Source organism: Microvirga sp. KLBC 81, from assembly GCF_003075415.1.
Classification (GTDB): domain Bacteria; phylum Pseudomonadota; class Alphaproteobacteria; order Rhizobiales; family Beijerinckiaceae; genus Microvirga.
Map to the genome: position 1 here is coordinate 1 of NZ_QDAH01000091.1, position 17,069 is coordinate 17,069.

Genomic DNA, 17,069 nt, shown 5'->3' on the forward strand with positions numbered 1-17,069 from the left:
GGGGCAGCCGTTAAGAGGGTCCCCTCCGGAAGGCGGCGATGAAGCCAATCGACAGCCGTGCACGTCGAGCCGAGACCGCGGGCGTCATTGTTGACCCGCATTACCTCATGCTCTCTGAACTCTCGAGGTTCTACAAGCACCCGAAGGGACATCGGCACTCTATGGATGATCTCCATTCGACGGTTTTCCTGACCGCGAAGGGAGCAGTTGTCGGATCAGCAAATGCTTCCTCCCGAGGCTTGGGGAACGATCCTGGTGTCATCATGAACCGTGAAGCTGCTGTCCGGATCGGACCCGCATAATCTTGCTGTCAGCAAGACTTAGTTTGAAGAGAAGTGGAAGAATTCTCTTCCTCTGACAGAGGATGATATTGCCGCAATTCCGAAGCCACCGCCGATCACCAGGGTGCGGCGTCCGAAACCCAGCCTCGTCAGAGCGCTTGAGGTGGATCCAGAGTGGCTCATTGAAAAAGCGCGTTCGTCTCCTCGTTTATGATCCGGATGAGACGACTGATAAGGCGATGGGCGGCTGCCGAGCCATCGCTGAGAGTGTTTACGGAATGTCCGCGGTCAAGGATTTCGAGAAGAGGGAGATGTATCCTTTTTTGAGATGGTCTCCGGATGGCCGATCTCGAAATCAGACATTTTCGGAGGCTTTGCCTATCGCAAGAAAGATGGTGAGAATCCTGGGATGGCATTTGGATTGTCCGAGAGGACGAGCCATGAGTGTTGAACGGCGATGTGAGCATCTCCTGCTTGTTGAACATAAGGACGGTAAAGAGCTCGGTCGCAGGAACAAGCAGTGCCTGACGCGCACGGGATTTGAAGAAGATCAGTTTGGCGACCTGATCGATCTGAATCTTGCTGATTTTTGGAACAGCTCGGAGTTGAAGATCCATGGCTGAGAAACCTGGATCCAGTGGCGAGAGAACGGATCATCGAGTTCGCATCCAATCGGGATCATATCGTCCGGAATGTGTTCGTCTGTAAGCCAAGTATGGGTCGGTCTCCCCATTTTCGGTTGGAGTACGAGGAGCGGATTGAGGACTACAACGGCCGGGCCTACGATTCTGAGAGGAAGACGTTCGACACCTCAAAGGACGGGGTCAGGAATCCGAATAACCTGGCCCAGTTGCTCATCCCGAGAGTTGACGCCGCGCATCCAGGAACCTGAGGCTACGGAAGTCTTATCCGACAATATCCTGGAGGTAACTGTCTGCGAAATAGGTCTCGCTTTCGATCCAGAGCGGTGAGTGGTCCGACATCTGCCAAGTGCGCCACTTTCGATAAAGCTCCTGGCGCGTCTTGGCCCAAAAGCGTTTATCCTTCTCGGGATCTTCCTTTTGGATGTAAGGTGCATAGATCTTTCTGTCCTCCTCATTGTCGCGAAAGACATCAGCGAACATGTCGATCATGCCACCCCCAACGACGCGGAAACATTTGTCCTTCACGCGGACAGAGATTTGGTCGTAGAAACGATCCCCTTCTCCGCGCACATTTCGCCCGTCTATGGCTGCAGGAACGGTGAAGCCCTCGCTCTCGAGGGCAGCCATGGTCTTGTGCTCGGGGCTGACGACGTTGAAGTCGCCGAGCAGGATATAGTTTTCGACCTGGCCGAAACGGTCTTTCTCCTGTTTGTTGGCCTCGTCTTGACGGCAGGCAAAAAACTGCACCAGTTTTTCGATTTCGGCGATGCGCCTCTATAATGCGGAACCTGAGGCCGCGCCGTAGTAGATTTGCACGGTACAGAGACTGAACCTGAACCAGCCTGACTGGAAGGCGACGGAAACGGACTACGGGCGAACTGTTGCTTAACCGTGATCTCGGTCGGTTCGGCCTCAGGCTGATCCTTGGGGGTTGACCTTCTTGGGCGACACGACAAGTTGGCTCTCCGGCAGAACGACCTCACTGGCGATCTTCCGAAACCAGACTTTCGCGGTGTTGTAGACGAACGCCATCCGCTCTTCGTTGCCGCCCGATCCCTCGGTCATGTCGGACGCGATATAGTCCCACTCGCGCCCGAGGATCTTCACCAGAGTTTCGAGCGCGCGCGAAGGTCGCGATTGACCTTCTGGATGACCATGAGGTCGAAACAGGCAATCATCTCGGCCAGATAATAGAAGGTCTCTGGTCGTTGCGGGCCGTACTTAAACTTGCTCGAGTCGAAGTCGCGAATGTTCCAGGTTGCGAGGAGAAGGAGCTGTCGCCGCGCCGCTTGCGGATGGATGCCAGGCGTTCCCGAATTACCAGCAGCCGCTCTGCACAGCGCTCGGCTGCACCTTTCTCACCCTGCAGGGCGCGACGCAGGCCGGCATAGTTATTCGACATGGCGGACCCGCTTGTCGATCTCGGGTGCGTAGCGCTGCACCCGGCGGAAGATGGTGCTTTGGTCGACGCTGACACCACGCTCCTGCATCATCCTGGCCAAGTCGCGGTAGCTGAGCCCGTACTTGCAGTACCAACGCACGCACAGCAGAATAATGTCCACGGGAAAACGGCAGCGCTTGAAGATCGACACAGGAGCGGCTCCTTAACAAGCCACCCCTCGTTATACGGCCGGCGTTAATACAACAGTTCCGATCGATCGCAGTGGATACCCGCTCGACCAAACTGAGCGGGATCATGGAAGGATGGTTTCGTCGCGAGCGGCTGTTCTACTCCGTGGAGACGATGAAAGAGGAGATCATTCTCCCGCGCCGCGCTGCCGTAGTGGGATCCTTCCAAAAGGCCGCCTCAGCTTATAAGCCTTATAAGGAAGGCACAGTTTAGAGATCCTATAAGATATTGAATTTGCTATGTTTTTCCTTGACGCCGCGCACCGATCATGGTTCCTGCAACGCCTGAGCGGACGGCGCAAAATGCCTGCCCGACATTGCATAACGAGGGGCAAAATGAGTGTGACGCAACTGAGCGTTTCAAGTGAGGCGGCGACGGCCATCAAGTGCGGCCTGCGCCTGATGCACCTGCTGGGGTTGGTGCTGGGTTTAGGCGCTGCGACGCTGATCGACCTGGTCACATGCAAATTCCTGGTGAAAGGTGGCGTGCATGAGGAGCATTGGAGGGTCATCCGCTTCTCGTCGCGGATCGTCACGGTCGGCCTGGTGATGCTGTGGATCTCCGGGCTCGGCTTTCTCGCCCACTATGCACTCTTTGCGCCTGCCAACCTGGGCAACCCGAAAGTCTGGGCGAAGATGGCCATCGTCGGCGTCCTCTCGCTCAACGGCGTGTACATCCACCGCCGTGTTCTACCCTTCCTGAAGTCGAGGATCGGTCGAGGCCTGTTCGACGGCCTGGGCGCACGCGAGCGCTCATTGATGCTGGCCTCCGGCGCGGTGTCGGCCACGTCTTGGTTCGTGCCTTTGGGGCTCGGTGCCATTCCGCAGCTGAACTTCGTCGTGCCTGCTACGACTATTCTGCTTGGGTATGCGACCTTGCTCGCGCTCGCGATCTCTGCGTCGACGGCCTTTGGTCACTCCCTCGGCCACCAGGATGCGTCGGGTGCACGCGAGCAGACGTTCTGAGATCTTGCTGGATAATCAACCGGGCCCGATCGCATCACTGCCTCGTCTGGATCCTGGCCCCGGCAGCTCCCGTGAAAGGGTTAGCCTACATCGAGCCCCAGATCCAGGATCGGGGCACTATGGGTAATCCAGCCTGTTGAAATCAGATCCACACCTGTTGCGGCAATTGCCGGTGCTGTCGCCACTGTGATCCGACCGGATGCTTCGGTGATGGCTCTCCCGTTTACCCGCCTCACTGCCTCCGAGAGGGTATCTGGACTCATGTTGTCGAGAAGGACTGCATCGGCGCCCACTTCCAGCACCTCATCCAATTGATCGAGGGTATCGACCTCGATTTCGATCTTGACGAGATGGCCGACGGCGGCACGCGCTCGCTCCAGGGCCGGTCGGACGCCTCCAGCAATCGCGATGTGGTTGTCCTTGATCAGGACGGCATCATCGAGCCCGAAGCGGTGATTGGCTCCTCCTCCGGCCCGAACGGCATATTTCTCGAGCGCGCGCAGCCCCGGTGTGGTCTTGCGCGTGCAGACGATCCGGGCATGTCCATGGGGGCGAACGGTGTCGACGAGAGCCGCCGTCGCCGTTGCGATGCCCGACATCCGGCAGATGAGATTCAGAGCAACGCGCTCTGCCGAGAGGATGCTCCGAGCTGGGCCTTCCAGCCGGAGAACCGTGTCTCCTCGGTTAACCCGACTGCCATCAGGATGATCAATGACGACCGTGACGACAGGGTCAATTAGGGTGAATGCCAGAAGCGCTGCTTCGACGCCCGCAACGATACCCGGCTCACGCGCCACAATGGCCCCGTGCAGTCGGGCATCTGCGGGAATGACGGCATCGGTCGTGATGTCACCGGCCCGGCCCAGATCCTCGAGCAGCGCTGCGCGCACGATAGGCTCTACCAGCAGGCGCGGGAGCGGAGCCAACGCTTCTTGTGTGGCGACTGTCGGTTTCATGCAACTCTCCTGGCAGGTGCCGCTGTCTCATTGCCGATCTCAGCCGCGACGCGCAGCGCTTGATCGAGAGTCATCTCGGTGTGCTGTTCTGGCAGCAGGTCAGGGTGATCCATCCGCTGATGAGCGCCTCGGCTCTCATGGCGAGTGTACGCAGCTGTCGCAATCAGCAGGCTGGTCAATACGGCGTCACGCTCGCTTGTCGAACACGCCTCATAAGCGAGCGCACTGAAGCGGCGGACGGCCCGCTGCAACCCAGCCGCATCGCGAAGCACACCAACCTGCCGGTCCATAACGGACCGGATTTGCCGCAGATGCAGAGACTGCTGACCACCAGAACGAGACGAATGCGGAGCAAGAGGAGGTGAGGGGGGCTGGCTCGTCGACGGCCGGCGTCCTATCCCCTTGACGTCGTCAGCTATCGAAGCCGCATAGGCCAAGGCTTCAAGGAGTGAATTGCTTGCCAGGCGGTTCGCCCCGTGCAGGCCGGTTGAAGCAACCTCGCCGCAGGCCCAGAGCCCGTCAACCGAGCTGCGGCCTCGATCATTCACTTTAATCCCACCCATGTGGTAATGGGCGGCAGGACGCACGGGGATGGGATCACGAACCGGATCAAGACCGGCGGCCCGGCACAACGCCGTCACGCCAGGGAACTTGCTGATGATGTGTTCACCAAGCACGTGTCGCGTGTCGAGGAACACACGCTCGCCGGCGCAGATCTGGGCAAAGATCGCCCGGGCGACCACATCGCGCGGCGCCAATTCCGCACCGGGAATGCCGTGCATGAAACGCTCGCCACGGCTGCTGACGAGCATTGCCCCTTCGCCGCGCAGAGCTTCGGTTGCCAGCGGCATCGGATCAAGACTGGCCGCAATGGCCGTGGGATGGAACTGAACGAACTCGAGATCGCGCAGGACAGCCCCTACACGGGCTGCCAGCGCCAGTCCTCCTCCCTGCGCACTCAAAGGGTTGGTGGTGTGTGCGTAAAGACCGCCGATCCCGCCTGTCGCCAGGACCACGGCCCGGCCGGGGATCAGGATGGGCTCCTCGCTGCCTTTCGATCTGCAAGAGGCGCAGAGCACACCAGCCACCGTGCCGTTGGCGTCCAGCGCCAGATCCATGACGCGATAATTCTCCAGGATCTGAATGGAGGGAGTTTTCCTGACGACTTGGATGAGTGCCTCCAGAACACTTTTGCCGGTTCTGTCACCCTGTGCATGAACGATCCGCCGACGCGAGTGCGCGGCTTCCAGTCCCAGGATCAGCTCATCCCCAGGCCCGGTTCGATCAAAGGAGGCGCCTTGAGCAATGAGCCACGCGATGCAGGCGGGGGCAGCGGCTGCAACGCGAGCGGCAACATCGGGATCGCTCAAGCCAGCGCCGGCCTGAAGGGTGTCGGCCGCGTGGAGGGCAGGGTGATCATCGGCTCCAAGGGCTGCCGCGATGCCACCCTGCGCCAGGGGCGTGGAGGCTTGCTGTCCGAGAGGAGATGCCACAATCAAGATCACGGGCAGCGGCGCCAGATGCAGGGCTGTTGCAAGCCCCGCGATACCGCCGCCCACGACCACGATACGGTCGTGCGGACTGGCTGTTGTCATGGTCAGGCCTCAGCGAATAGCGAGCATGCGTTCAACCGCCAGCCGCGCCCGCTCAGCCACCGCCGGATCAATCGTGACTTCGTACTGGCGCTGCTCAAGCGCCCGCCGGATCTTGGGCAGGGTGATGCGCTTCATGTGCGGGCACAGGTTGCAGGGCCGCACGAACTCGACTTCCGGATAAAGTGCCGCCACGTTGTCGCTCATCGAGCACTCGGTCACCAACGCGACGCGGGCCGGGCGCTTCTCGCCCACGAAGTCGGCCATTCCTGCCGTCGATCCGGCAAAGTCCGCTTCCGCCACCACCTCTGGAGGCGCCTCCGGGTGAGCCAGCACCACCACATCCGGGTAGCTCTCGCGCACCGCGCGGATGTCGTCGGCCGTGAAGCGCTCATGCACCTCGCAGTGCCCCGCCCAGGTGATGATTTCAACCCCGGGCACCTGAGCGGCCGTGTTCTGCGCCAGGAACTCGTCCGGCAGCATGATCACGCGGCCGACGCCAAGCGACTCGATGACCTTCTTGGCGTTCCCCGAGGTGCAGCAGATGTCCGACTCGGCTTTTACGGCAGCTGATGTGTTCACATAGGTGACGACAGGAACGCCCGGGTAACGCGCCCGCAACTGGCGCACATCCTCTGCCGTGATCGACTCGGCGAGCGAACAGCCGGCCTCGGCATCCGGGATGAGCACCGTCTTGTCGGGATTGAGAAGTTTGGCGGTCTCCGCCATGAAGTGCACGCCGGCGAGCACGATCACGTCCGCATCCGTGTTCACCGCCTCACGCGCCAAGGCCAGGCTGTCGCCGACGATATCCGCCACCGTGTGAAAGATCTCGGGCGTCTGGTAGTTATGTGCCAGAATGACCGCATTGTGCTCACGCTTGAGCGCAAGGATCGCCTCGATGTCATTGGCGAAGAAGGGCCACTCCATGGCCGGGACGTGGTGCCTGACGCGGGCGTAGAGATCGGGCAGGGGCAGGGACGCGGGCACAATCGAAGCAGTACCGGACATTGCGGCCTCCTATGCTCATAGTGAGCATTAGCGGATCACGGTAATGCTCATTATGAGCATTGTCGGCTTATAAGAAAACCGGCTGCATAGCCGGCGCAGGACTTATGCTAGACGCGAGTATAAGGCCGCGTCAACCCGCAATCTGCTGCTTTCGTAGCTCACCGTAAGCGGGGCAGTCGCACGCCAGGAGCAGGCCGTTCAACCAGTACCCCACGCCGGAAGCGCACGAGACGGGCCGGGCGCCCGCCCGTTTCGGTTGTGATCTCGCCCGTTTCCTCGACCAAACCCTGTATCTCGACGAGGCGGCGGAAGTTCTGCTTGTGCAGGCGCACTCCTGACAAGGCCTCGACCGTCCGTTGGAGATCCAGCAGCGTGAAGGAAGCGGGCATGAGCTCAAAAATCACCGGCCGGTATTTGATCTTGCCGCGCAAGCGCCCGATGGCCGTAGCCAGGATCCGCCTGTGGTCCAGCGCCATCGGCTGACCGGGAGCGAGCCGCATCTGAGCGGAGACCGGCGGCTGTGCATCGCGGAGGGCCTCAGGCACGAGGCCGGCTTCGTAGAGCAGTTCATAGCGCTCCAGCACCCGTTCATCGGTCCAGGTGCCGGATTCGAACCCGAACGTGAGTTCGATGCGCTCCTGGCGAAACTGCCTTAAGGGTTTTCCACCCGCGCGGGCCCACGCCTTCAAGGCAGGTTCGATGACTCCGAGCGCCTTGGGCCGGCCGGCTCGCCAGTCTTCCCACGGGAGATAACTGTACCAATTCCGCCACGCCGCATGCGCCAGCCCGGCCGGACGCGCCTCTCGCACAAGCGCAAGGTAGGCAATCGACAGGGCATGCCCAGCACCCGGATCATGGACTTCAGCTCGGTCGCGATCGCCGAAGGTATAGAGCTGCTCGACATAGCCTAAGGTCAGCTGGGTCTGTTCGGCGACCCAGGTCCGCAGCCCCATCTCGAGTGTTCGATGCTCCGATCGCAAAGGACCTGAGGGGAGACCCTCCGGATGCTGGGGAGCGGCCCGAACGGTGAGGACCCGCGGCTCATCCGGCGTGGCTGCCATGATGGCTGCGCTGAGATCGACGGTTGGGGCAACATGAGGCTGCTTGAGGATCTTGGGGCGCCGGGAGGTCGGGGCAGATGGCATGGAAACTCAAAAGCTATAGGGTTTGAGGTGAATGGTGGAAGTCTTTGTCCCGCCTGTCGAGGGATTTGTGATGAAGACAGGATTAAGAGCCTAGATAGCAAATTGGCTGCGTCTGATAGCGACGTTTGAGCCAGCCTGCTGAGGCGGACAACCCATCGGCTGAACCAGTCCTGCGAGAAGCGGCAAGATGGGCACGATGCCGAGATGCTATTGGAGCCATGGACCCCCACTCACCTGATCAGAGGATCATCCGAAAGCATGTGATCAGCGCATAGCAGCGTTCCGCAGATCAAACTTGCGAATGCTGCAATGCAGCATAGTGTCGAAGAATGTGCGCTGGTGCAGCCGAAGCGTACCTTCTCAGAAAATTTTAGAGCGTCCGTCAGAGACATGGTTCCGAGCAACTCTTCAAGCCCCGCTTCAGGCACCCTGACAGTGTCAGAGTGGACTGCCATCGCCAGTTCGCTTGCGTTCCTGGTTGTCTGGCTTGTCATCTCTTTCGACTAAGAGGACGTCCGTAAGCAGAAACTCCGCCCGGAGTGGGATTGAGCAGGTTCTCTCGGCCTGAAGCAGACCGGAACCTCAGCAGCTCATAGGCCTGGGCGAACTCCTTCACTTTGCATGGCAAAGGTTTCGGTCACGTCGTTGCGCCTCATTCCTCCAGGGGAGCGCTGAGCGCGCAGACAACCCCGCCCGGAGCAAACTCAATCCGCACCGTCCCGTTCAGTTCCTGAGCCAAGCTGCGCTCGATCAGGCGGGTGCCGAAACCCCGACGTTGCGGCTGACTGACGGGTGGACCGCCCATCTCTTCCCAGCACATCTCCAGTCGCGGCCCATCGGGCGAATTCATCAAGGTCCAGGCGATCCCGATCCGGCCTGTCGCATTCGAGAGCGCCCCGTACTTGACCGCATTGGTGCAAAGCTCCTGGAGCGCCATCGCGATGGCCAAGGCCATCTGGGGCGGCAGGCGCACGTTAAAACCATGAACATCGAACCGACTCTCACCTTGACCTTGGTAGGGCTCGATGGCTTGGCCAACAACTTCCCACAGATCGGCTCCCTCCCAGTTTTCACGGGTCAACACATCATGCGCTCGCGAGAGAGCGATCAAGCGCTGCTCAAGAGCAGCGCGAGCTGCTGTTGGTGTCGCGGCGTTGCGGAGGGTCTGGGAGGCAATCGATTGCACGGTCGCAAGGGTGTTTTTCACCCGGTGGTTCAACTCGTTTACGAGCAGCCGCAGATGTTCCTCGGCTGTCTTGGCTTCCGTGATGTCGACATTGCATCCGGTATAGCCCAGGAACTCGCCCGTATCGCTGAGGCGCGGGACTCCTTCACAGCGGAGCCATCGCACGCGGTGGTGTTTGTCCCAGACCCGAGTTTCGGTCCTGAACGGCTGGCGGGCGCAGAACGCCGTCCAGAAAGCGGTCTGATGCGTCTCCAGATCCTCAGGCAGGATCGTCGTCTTCCAGCCGTCACCGAGCATCTCAGTCGCAGGGCATCCAAACATATGTTCGTAGTGCCTGTTGGCGAAGGTGACCTGGCCCATGGCATCGGTCATCCAGATCAAGCCCGGAGCACTGTCGGCCATATGCCGGAAGCGCGTCTCGCTCTCCCGCAAGGCCTCCTCGGAGCGGCGTCGAAACGTGCGGTCGCGCAGGATCTTGAGATAACCCCGCAGCTCCCCTGTGCGCAATGGCATCAGAACGCCATTGGTCCAAAAGCGGGAGCCGTCTTTTCTTTGATGCCAGCGCTCGTCCTCGGCCCGCCCCTCTGCGAGCGCCTTGCTCATCTCGTCCTGCGGGACGCCCGCGACTTGATCCTCTGGGATGAAGAAGAACGCGGTGTACTGCCCGATGACCTCTTGCTCGTCCCAGCCGAGAATATTGCGAGCGCCGGTATTCCACGTCGTAATCCGACCCTCAAGGTCGAGTGTGATGATGGCGTAATCGGTTGCACTGTTGAGGACAGCCGAGAGAAGGACCTCGCTGCTCTGGAGGTCCGTAATCTGCCTGCGGAGTTGCTCAACGTCGGTCACGCCACCATCAGCCGCAGATGGCTTTCGCGATTGGCGCGCGCGGGCTTCAGCTTGATCTCGACGTCTGTCCCGAGAGTCCGCACGAAGCCGAGCAGCCGCTCAAGCGAGAAGCCGGAGATCCGCCCCTTCAGAAGTTTCGAAACATCGGGTTGCGCGATGCCCAAGAGATAGCCGACTGCCGTTTGGCTGAGCCCGTTTTGCGCGATCAAGTCCCGCAGTGCTATGACCAATCGCGCCTTGACCGGCTCTTCTTCAGAGTTCGGCAGCGCAAGGTCGGCAAAGACGTTACCACTGCTGCGGGTGACCGTTACATCATCTATCATGGCTCGCCTCTCTACCGATATGGGTGCATTGGTCATACGTGTTCGCCCAAGGGGCTATCCCGTGTCTCGGACTTGGTCGTTCTCCTCATAATGCGCCTGCGCCGCCATCAGACGGCGCTGAATGCGGTCATTTCTTCCTTCGGGGTTGAGATCCCCTGTTTTGACTTCTTCTGGAAGGCTGACGGACATCGACGACACTCTCGACCCTGACCATGGAAACGGCCCGTTGGGGGTTGCTATCCTGGTCCTCCACAAGCTCCAGGACACCCGCCCCCTTGAAGGCCCTATCGCCCGTCAGGGGCTTCGCCGATAGGGGCTTGCCCCCGATCTGAGCAGTGAAGATGGCATGGCCCAACTCGCTTCGCACCTCAGGAGGGAATGTCTTGAGGTTATCGAGAGAAGAACCAACCCACGCCACAGGCTTCTGGGTTGGGGGGTAGATCGATCGGCAAACCCAACCTTCTATAGTAGAATTACTATGGAACGAGCCAGCTCCACCGGCAAGCGCTGTCCTGGTCTGAGAGTCCTTCTTGACCTGAGCAAACCTGTCAGTGCCGCTCTACTCCCGCCTTCTGACGCGAGCGGGGATGCGGCTGCGCTAATCCACCTTCGCGACATCATCCCTTGGCGGCTCAGATGGCTCTGGCGGGAGCAGGTCGGGCTCCTCGTCTGGCTCCGGTTCTGGAGGTGGCGTGGGCAAATCAGGCCGTAGCACAACAGGGATGTCCGGCTGTGGCGTGGTAGGGAAGGGGATATCAGACATGGCAACTCTCTCGGAGTTCTTTCAGGAAGCAGCCGCCATCCGCTAGGTCCCCTTGTCCTATAACTCTCGTGTCCAGAGATTTAGATCGGAAGGAGCGATACCCATGCACCCCTTTGGCGCCTTCGAGCTCGACGTCAAGCCCGGCACTCCCGACAACCCGGCTTTCATCAGGGTTGCCCTCCTGCGCTACACCCGTGGCGAAGACGGACGCCTGTTCATCACGCCAGAGTGCTCCTCCTTCGAAGAAATCGAAGGGCAGATCAATTCCTTGCAGGACGAGTTGGACGAGATCCGTGAACGGGCCCGGCGAGCGTTCCAAGCCGCCTAGGCCCGAGAACCCTCGCAACTACCGGCTGGCCGTACTTTCCTCTTGACGGAACTACCGGATATCGGTAGCGTTCCATCATGCAAACGGTTGTCGAAGCGCCTCCCTTCTGGACGCTGCCAAAGAGGTGGGCCTGTCGGAGAAGGAGCTAGAGGCAATCAAGGACATGCTGGCCCGAGACCCGACAGCCGGGGAGGTTCCAAGGCACCGGCGGATGCCGCAAGGTCCGAGTTGCAGGCCGCGGGAAGGGAAAGAGCGGAGGATACCGCATCATCACCTTTTTCACCGGACCAGACCTGCCCGTATTCCTGATTACCGTATTCGGTAAGGGCGAGCGCGCCGACCTGACCCAGAAGGAGCGGAACGCCCTTGGAGCCATGACCAAACTGATTGCAGAAGGATACCGGAAAAAGGTCGCACAACTGCCGCGCCGATAAATCCGTCTCAGACCCCCCAAGGAGACGACGCTCATGACCAAGAAGGCTTTCGATAAAATCGCCGCTGGCCTCCAGGCCGCCATTGACTACAGCCACGGCACCGCTGACGTGTCCCGCTATCGCGTTCACGTTCCCTCTGATGTGGACGTGAGGGCGATCCGCAAGAGGCTGGGGATGACTCAGGAGCAGTTTGCCAGCTCATTCGGTCTTCCCATCACGACCTTGCGCGATTGGGAGCAGGGGCGAGCCCGCCCTGACACCTCTGCACGCGCCTATTTGATGGTTATCGCCAAAGAGCCTGAAGCCGTCGAGCGAGCTCTCCACGCCGCATAGGGGTTGCACATGGTCAAGACATGGCACTCCGCCCCGGGGGGCACCTACATCTGCCCGAGTTGCGGGGCGGTGTACGAAGTGACGCTCCAACGCTTCTCTGCGCGGGACAAGGACTATGCCTGCTGTGAGTGCTGCGACAACGTGATGGCGGAATGGAACGATACTGAAGTTCCATCCTTCAAACTGGTCGAGGCGCCTAAGATGCAGGGTGAAGATTAATCCCTAGCCCACTCTGCGGACACCGTACGACACAAGAGTTCTCCATGACTGATCAACTCCCCGGCGTCCTCCAAGCAGAAGTCGACATGGCTCGGAGATCCCTTCATTCCTCCTGGAACTCCGTCAGCCGTGCCATGCATGCCCGCAATATCAGCACCCATATCACCAACTTGCTTTCATGGGTGGAAGTCACCCCAAGCATCCAGGCTGCGGCGGAGCAGGCAGGCGAGGAAGCCGTGCGGTACTTCCGGTGTCTGGAGAGACAGCCACCAATCCCAAGCGCTACACAGAAGGCAGAGGCTGCCAAGGCTCTCGCGATCGCCGAAGCTGCTTTCACCAAGCTGAAGGAAACCCTCGAAGGCGCCCAGCCGAGCGAGAAGGCCCGCATTCTTGGCACCGCCTGGGCGTAGGTTAAGCCCGCTCTGCCACACCCCGTCATCCGCTGACGCCGGCAGGGAGAGGTTCCGCTCTGATCCCGGATCTCGATTGATCCGCATACCCCTTATGGGCGATACAAAACGGCGAAGGCGTGCAGGGTCCTGGTGGTCATCCGTCCCGGCACCCGGGCGTTCCAGATGGCCTCGCTGCTGCCGCTGCTGGGCGGGCGCGGCGATCGTCACAAAGCTGATCAGCGGAACCGACCAGCCGACGACCACCTTGGCTTACTCGGCGCTGGTCGGGCTTGGTCTGCTCAGTGCTGTCGTGCCGTTCGTGTGGGTCACGCCGTCCTGGTTTGAACTCGCGCTGGTGATGGGCACGTTCTCCACGGCAGGCCATGGACTGGTCGTGTTGGCCTACCGCCATGCCAGTGCATCCCTGATGGCGCCGTTCTCCTATGTGCAGCTGATCTGGGCCGGAGCGCTCGGGTTTGCGGTCTTCGGTGCGCTGCCTGACGCCTGGACCATCACAGGGGTCGGCATCATTGCGGCCAGCGGCCTCTACACCGCCTATCGCGAGCGGGTTCGGGCAGCGGGCCGGCGGTAGCGCTCACCGGCCGGGCCTTCTGCCCTCTGGTGCATATCACTGAGGGGCCTTGATCCGCGCCAAGCTCTCACTGACGAGGGGATCGATCCTGAGCAGGCTGTGCCCGCCCGGGGAAGCTCGCTTCGAAAAGACCAGCCGTTCGTAGCCGCCATTCCGAAACGGGAGGAAAGAGAGCTCGTCGGCCTCGCGAGGAAGCAGCGCAGTCCGATGTAGAAACGCTCTCCATATCCAGTAATGGCCCGTCTGATGGCAGAGTGAATCACCACCGTGATCTGCTGGCTCTCGCAGGTCTCCTCAATCGCCGTCAAACTGAACAATGCCAAACCTCACTCCTGCGCCGCCTCACGCTGGCGTCTTGGTCCAACGCCGCTGATGAGGCCGTGGTTCGCCGCAAGCGCGGCCTCTCAAAAAGGAGGAGCTTGCATCCCGGAAAACGCGAGGTTATCTCCTGTTAGCACTCTCGGGCGGCGAGTGCTAACTCGACTGCCCGGCCCACCCGAGTGCCCCCTTATCCCTATTCTCAGGAGGAACAAAATGACATTCCGTCCGCTGCACGACCGCGTCGTCGTCCGCCGCATCGAGGCCGAAGAAAAGACGGCTGGCGGCATCATCATCCCGGACACCGCCAAGGAAAAGCCGCAAGAGGGCGAAGTCGTCGCCGTCGGCCCCGGCGCCCGTGATGAGAACGGCAAGATCGTGGCTCTCGATGTGAAGGCCGGCGACCGCGTGCTGTTCGGCAAGTGGTCCGGCACCGAGGTGCGCATCGACGGTCAGGATCTCCTGATCATGAAGGAATCCGACATCATGGGCGTGATCGAACACTCTGCTGACGCCCGGAAAGCCGCCTAAGCAAGCAAGCCCGAACAGGAACGCAACAACAGGAGTTCAGCTCATGGCTGCCAAAGACGTCAAATTCTCCACTGATGCCCGCGATCGTATGCTGCGTGGCGTCGACATTCTTGCCAACGCCGTGAAGGTGACCCTCGGTCCGAAGGGCCGCAACGTGGTGCTGGAAAAGAGCTTCGGTGCTCCCCGCATCACCAAGGACGGCGTCACCGTCGCAAAAGAGATCGAGCTCGCCGACAAGTTCGAGAACATGGGCGCCCAGATGGTGCGTGAAGTGGCCTCAAAGGCGAGCGATGTGGCCGGCGACGGCACCACCACCGCGACAGTGCTGGCCCAGGCCATCGTTCGCGAGGGCGCCAAGGCGGTGGCCGCCGGCATGAACCCGATGGATCTCAAACGCGGCATCGACCTTGCTGTGACTGAAGCCGTCAAAGACATTCAGGCCCGGGCCAAGAAGGTCGCCTCGTCCGAAGAGATTGCTCAGGTCGGCACGATCTCGGCCAACGGCGACAAGGACATCGGCGAGATGATCGCCCATGCCATGCAGAAGGTCGGCAACGAGGGCGTGATCACGGTCGAGGAAGCCAAGACCGCTGAGACCGAGCTCGATGTGGTCGAAGGCATGCAGTTCGACCGCGGCTATCTCTCGCCGTACTTCATCACCAATGCCGAGAAGATGGTGGCTGAGCTCGAGGATCCCTACATCCTGATCCACGAGAAGAAGCTCTCCTCGCTGCAGTCCATGCTGCCGATCCTCGAGGCTGTGGTGCAGACCGGCAAGCCGCTGCTCATCATCGCGGAGGACGTGGAAGGTGAGGCTCTCGCCACTCTCGTGGTCAACAAGCTGCGGGGCGGCCTGAAGATTGCTGCCGTCAAGGCTCCGGGCTTCGGTGATCGCCGCAAGGCCATGCTCGAGGACATCGCCGTCCTGACCGCCGGTCAGACGATCTCCGAAGATCTCGGCATCAAGCTCGAGAACGTCACGCTTCCGATGCTCGGCCGCGCCAAGCGCGTTCGCATCGAGAAGGAGAACACCACCATCATCGATGGCGCCGGCAAGAAGCAGGACATCGAGGCTCGTGTCGGCCAGATCAAGGCGCAGATCGAGGAGACCACCTCGGACTACGACCGTGAGAAGCTGCAGGAGCGCCTCGCCAAGTTGGCCGGCGGCGTCGCGGTGATCCGCGTCGGCGGCGCGACCGAGGTCGAGGTCAAGGAGAAGAAGGACCGCGTGGACGATGCCCTGCATGCCACTCGCGCGGCCGTCGAGGAAGGCATCGTTCCCGGTGGTGGTACGGCTCTGCTGCGCGCCAAGGCTGCGGTCGCCAAGCTCACGAGCGACAATGCCGACGTGAAGGCGGGCATCAACATCGTGCTGCGCGCCCTTGAGGCCCCGATCCGGCAGATCTCCGAGAACGCCGGCGTTGAGGGTTCCACGGTGGTTGGCAAGATTAACGACAATGCCTCGTCAGACACGTTTGGCTTCAACGCTCAGACGGAAGAGTTCGTGGACCTGTTAAAGGCTGGCATCGTTGATCCGGCGAAGGTCGTCCGAACGGCTCTGCAGAATGCGGCGTCGGTCGCTGGTCTGCTCGTCACGACCGAAGCCATGGTCGCTGAGACACCGAAGAACGATGCTGCTCCGGCGATGCCGGGCGGTATGGGCGGCGGCATGGGTGGCATGGGCGGCTTCTAAGGCCAGCTCCCATCAGCCCCAGTGGATTGGCCCCGGAGTGATCCGGGGCCTTTTCGTCTGTGCCGTGCATTTCGAATAGCCGACGCGCAGGTGAAGATGAGACAGGCAGTCGTTGAGTCGACCGGCTCAAGAGGAAGGCTGAGATAAGGCTGCTCCTAGAGGAGACATTCAGGTGGAGCAGTTTGAGGAGTAGGTCGGTAGGTCTCCTTAGAACATTTGACTATTCGTCTTTGCCCGAAGCTACAGTGCGTGATCGTGATCGAGAGCGCCAACGCGCGACCTCGGCTCTTGTCTCGATAGGCCTCACAGACGCAGACACTCGCTTAGGTCCATCACTGCTGTTGCCCGCGCGGACAGCTGGACGGCGGCCTTTGGGAGTAACATTCCGGCTCTCTGCTTGAGGATGCTGTGCTTCTGGTGAATGCTCATCGAGAAAAGTTCGGCAAACGGCAAAGTCAGCTGACACTGCTAGGGGGCACTCGATCCCCTGCTGGGCATTGTCACGGGAACGGCTGACGTGTTGGAGCGATGCGCAGTAGGGTAGGAGCATGCAGCCCATCTCCTATGCTCGCCACCAGTTCCCGTCTGAGATCATCCGGCATGCTATATGGCTCTATTTGCGCTTTCTCAGCTACCGGGATGTGGAGGAACTCCTGGCCGAGCGGGGCCTCGATGTCTCGTATGAGACGATCCGGCGGTGGGGGCTCAAATTCGGACCGGCTTTCGCTCGCAATCTCCGCCGGCTGAGGGCCCAACCCACCAGTACTTGGCACCTGGACGAGATGATGATCTCAATCCAAGGCAGACGGATGTGTGTGGACGCCCCGTCAAATGCAAGGAAAATCATTACGCGTGATCTTGGGACTGCGATCGGGTGCTGACGT

19 protein-coding genes and 2 pseudogenes are annotated in these 17,069 nt (G+C 60.7%); 11 read left to right on the forward strand and 10 right to left on the reverse strand.

Annotated elements, in window-relative coordinates; translation table 11 throughout:
* Window positions 1-463: 463 nt before the first annotated feature.
* On the forward strand, window positions 464-904 hold the full coding sequence (locus tag DC522_RS28365; RefSeq protein ID WP_133239393.1) for a hypothetical protein: 441 nt from the start codon (window positions 464-466) through the stop codon (window positions 902-904).
* A gap of 282 nt (window positions 905-1,186) precedes the next feature.
* On the opposite strand, the gene DC522_RS36425 is transcribed toward DC522_RS28365, so the two are convergent.
* The 3 genes and pseudogenes from DC522_RS36425 to DC522_RS28380 form a co-directional block, all read right to left on the reverse strand.
* Entirely contained in the window at window positions 1,187-1,672 is a 486-nt protein-coding gene (locus tag DC522_RS36425) for a hypothetical protein (protein ID WP_245444644.1), read from the reverse strand.
* 165 nt (window positions 1,673-1,837) lie between these two features.
* Window positions 1,838-2,032, reverse strand: a complete 195-nt coding sequence (locus DC522_RS36430; RefSeq protein WP_245444646.1) for a hypothetical protein — start codon at window positions 2,030-2,032, stop codon at window positions 1,838-1,840.
* A 296-nt stretch (window positions 2,033-2,328) separates the two neighbouring features.
* Window positions 2,329-2,517 (reverse strand): annotated as a pseudogene (locus DC522_RS28380) (IS6 family transposase); the annotation flags it as partial.
* Between the two features lie 379 nt (window positions 2,518-2,896).
* Here DC522_RS28380 and DC522_RS28385 point away from each other — a divergent pair.
* Window positions 2,897-3,520, forward strand: coding sequence for a hypothetical protein (locus tag DC522_RS28385; protein WP_371680724.1), 624 nt, complete (start codon window positions 2,897-2,899; stop codon window positions 3,518-3,520).
* Between the two features lie 80 nt (window positions 3,521-3,600).
* Here DC522_RS28385 and nadC read toward each other — a convergent pair whose 3' ends face one another.
* The 7 genes from nadC to DC522_RS37560 form a co-directional block, all read right to left on the reverse strand.
* Complete coding sequence (gene nadC / locus DC522_RS28390; protein WP_116531896.1) at window positions 3,601-4,476, reverse strand: carboxylating nicotinate-nucleotide diphosphorylase; 876 nt, start codon at window positions 4,474-4,476, stop codon at window positions 3,601-3,603.
* Window positions 4,473-6,071: an L-aspartate oxidase gene (locus tag DC522_RS28395; protein WP_116531897.1), complete on the reverse strand. Its 1,599-nt coding sequence runs from the start codon at window positions 6,069-6,071 to the stop codon at window positions 4,473-4,475. The genes nadC and DC522_RS28395 overlap by 4 nt, the downstream gene beginning before the upstream one ends.
* A 9-nt stretch (window positions 6,072-6,080) precedes the next feature.
* A complete protein-coding gene (nadA, locus tag DC522_RS28400; protein ID WP_116531898.1) occupies window positions 6,081-7,079 on the reverse strand; it encodes a quinolinate synthase NadA in 999 nt (332 codons plus the stop codon).
* Between the two features lie 158 nt (window positions 7,080-7,237).
* Window positions 7,238-8,224, reverse strand: coding sequence for a hypothetical protein (locus DC522_RS28405; RefSeq protein WP_116531899.1), 987 nt, complete (start codon window positions 8,222-8,224; stop codon window positions 7,238-7,240).
* A 652-nt stretch (window positions 8,225-8,876) separates the two neighbouring features.
* The gene (locus DC522_RS28410) at window positions 8,877-10,259 is read right to left on the reverse strand and encodes a sensor histidine kinase (RefSeq protein ID WP_116531900.1); all 1,383 of its coding nucleotides are present in this window, start codon (window positions 10,257-10,259) and stop codon (window positions 8,877-8,879) included.
* Complete coding sequence (locus DC522_RS28415; RefSeq protein WP_245444648.1) at window positions 10,256-10,618, reverse strand: helix-turn-helix domain-containing protein; 363 nt, start codon at window positions 10,616-10,618, stop codon at window positions 10,256-10,258. Before DC522_RS28415 ends, DC522_RS28410 begins: the two co-directional genes overlap by 4 nt.
* A 91-nt stretch (window positions 10,619-10,709) precedes the next feature.
* Window positions 10,710-11,000 carry a type II toxin-antitoxin system RelE/ParE family toxin gene (locus tag DC522_RS37560; protein WP_371680728.1) on the reverse strand — a complete coding sequence of 97 codons (291 nt, stop codon included), beginning with the start codon at window positions 10,998-11,000 and terminating at the stop codon, window positions 10,710-10,712.
* A 448-nt stretch (window positions 11,001-11,448) separates the two neighbouring features.
* Here DC522_RS37560 and DC522_RS28425 point away from each other — a divergent pair, with 448 nt between their 5' ends.
* From DC522_RS28425 to DC522_RS36440, 9 genes and pseudogenes are all read left to right on the forward strand, one after another.
* A complete protein-coding gene (locus DC522_RS28425; protein WP_116531902.1) occupies window positions 11,449-11,673 on the forward strand; it encodes a hypothetical protein in 225 nt (74 codons plus the stop codon).
* Between the two features lie 266 nt (window positions 11,674-11,939).
* The gene (locus DC522_RS37565; RefSeq protein WP_371680733.1) at window positions 11,940-12,107 is read left to right on the forward strand and encodes a hypothetical protein; all 168 of its coding nucleotides are present in this window, start codon (window positions 11,940-11,942) and stop codon (window positions 12,105-12,107) included.
* Window positions 12,108-12,140: 33 nt separating this feature from the next.
* Window positions 12,141-12,440 (forward strand): DNA-binding transcriptional regulator, encoded by a 300-nt coding sequence (locus DC522_RS28435; RefSeq protein WP_116531903.1) that lies wholly within the window; start codon window positions 12,141-12,143, stop codon window positions 12,438-12,440.
* 9 nt (window positions 12,441-12,449) lie between these two features.
* Window positions 12,450-12,659, forward strand: a complete 210-nt coding sequence (locus DC522_RS35510; RefSeq protein ID WP_116531904.1) for a hypothetical protein — start codon at window positions 12,450-12,452, stop codon at window positions 12,657-12,659.
* Between the two features lie 44 nt (window positions 12,660-12,703).
* Entirely contained in the window at window positions 12,704-13,069 is a 366-nt protein-coding gene (locus DC522_RS28445) for a hypothetical protein (protein ID WP_133239394.1), read from the forward strand.
* 94 nt (window positions 13,070-13,163) lie between these two features.
* Window positions 13,164-13,643: a DMT family transporter gene (locus DC522_RS28450; protein ID WP_116531906.1), complete on the forward strand. Its 480-nt coding sequence runs from the start codon at window positions 13,164-13,166 to the stop codon at window positions 13,641-13,643.
* A 534-nt stretch (window positions 13,644-14,177) separates the two neighbouring features.
* Window positions 14,178-14,492, forward strand: a complete 315-nt coding sequence (groES, locus tag DC522_RS28460) for a co-chaperone GroES (RefSeq protein WP_116531907.1) — start codon at window positions 14,178-14,180, stop codon at window positions 14,490-14,492.
* A 43-nt stretch (window positions 14,493-14,535) separates the two neighbouring features.
* Entirely contained in the window at window positions 14,536-16,185 is a 1,650-nt protein-coding gene (gene groL, locus DC522_RS28465; protein ID WP_116531908.1) for a chaperonin GroEL, read from the forward strand.
* 548 nt (window positions 16,186-16,733) lie between these two features.
* Window positions 16,734-17,039 (forward strand): annotated as a pseudogene (locus DC522_RS36440) (IS6 family transposase); the annotation flags it as partial.
* Window positions 17,040-17,069: the final 30 nt, after the last annotated feature.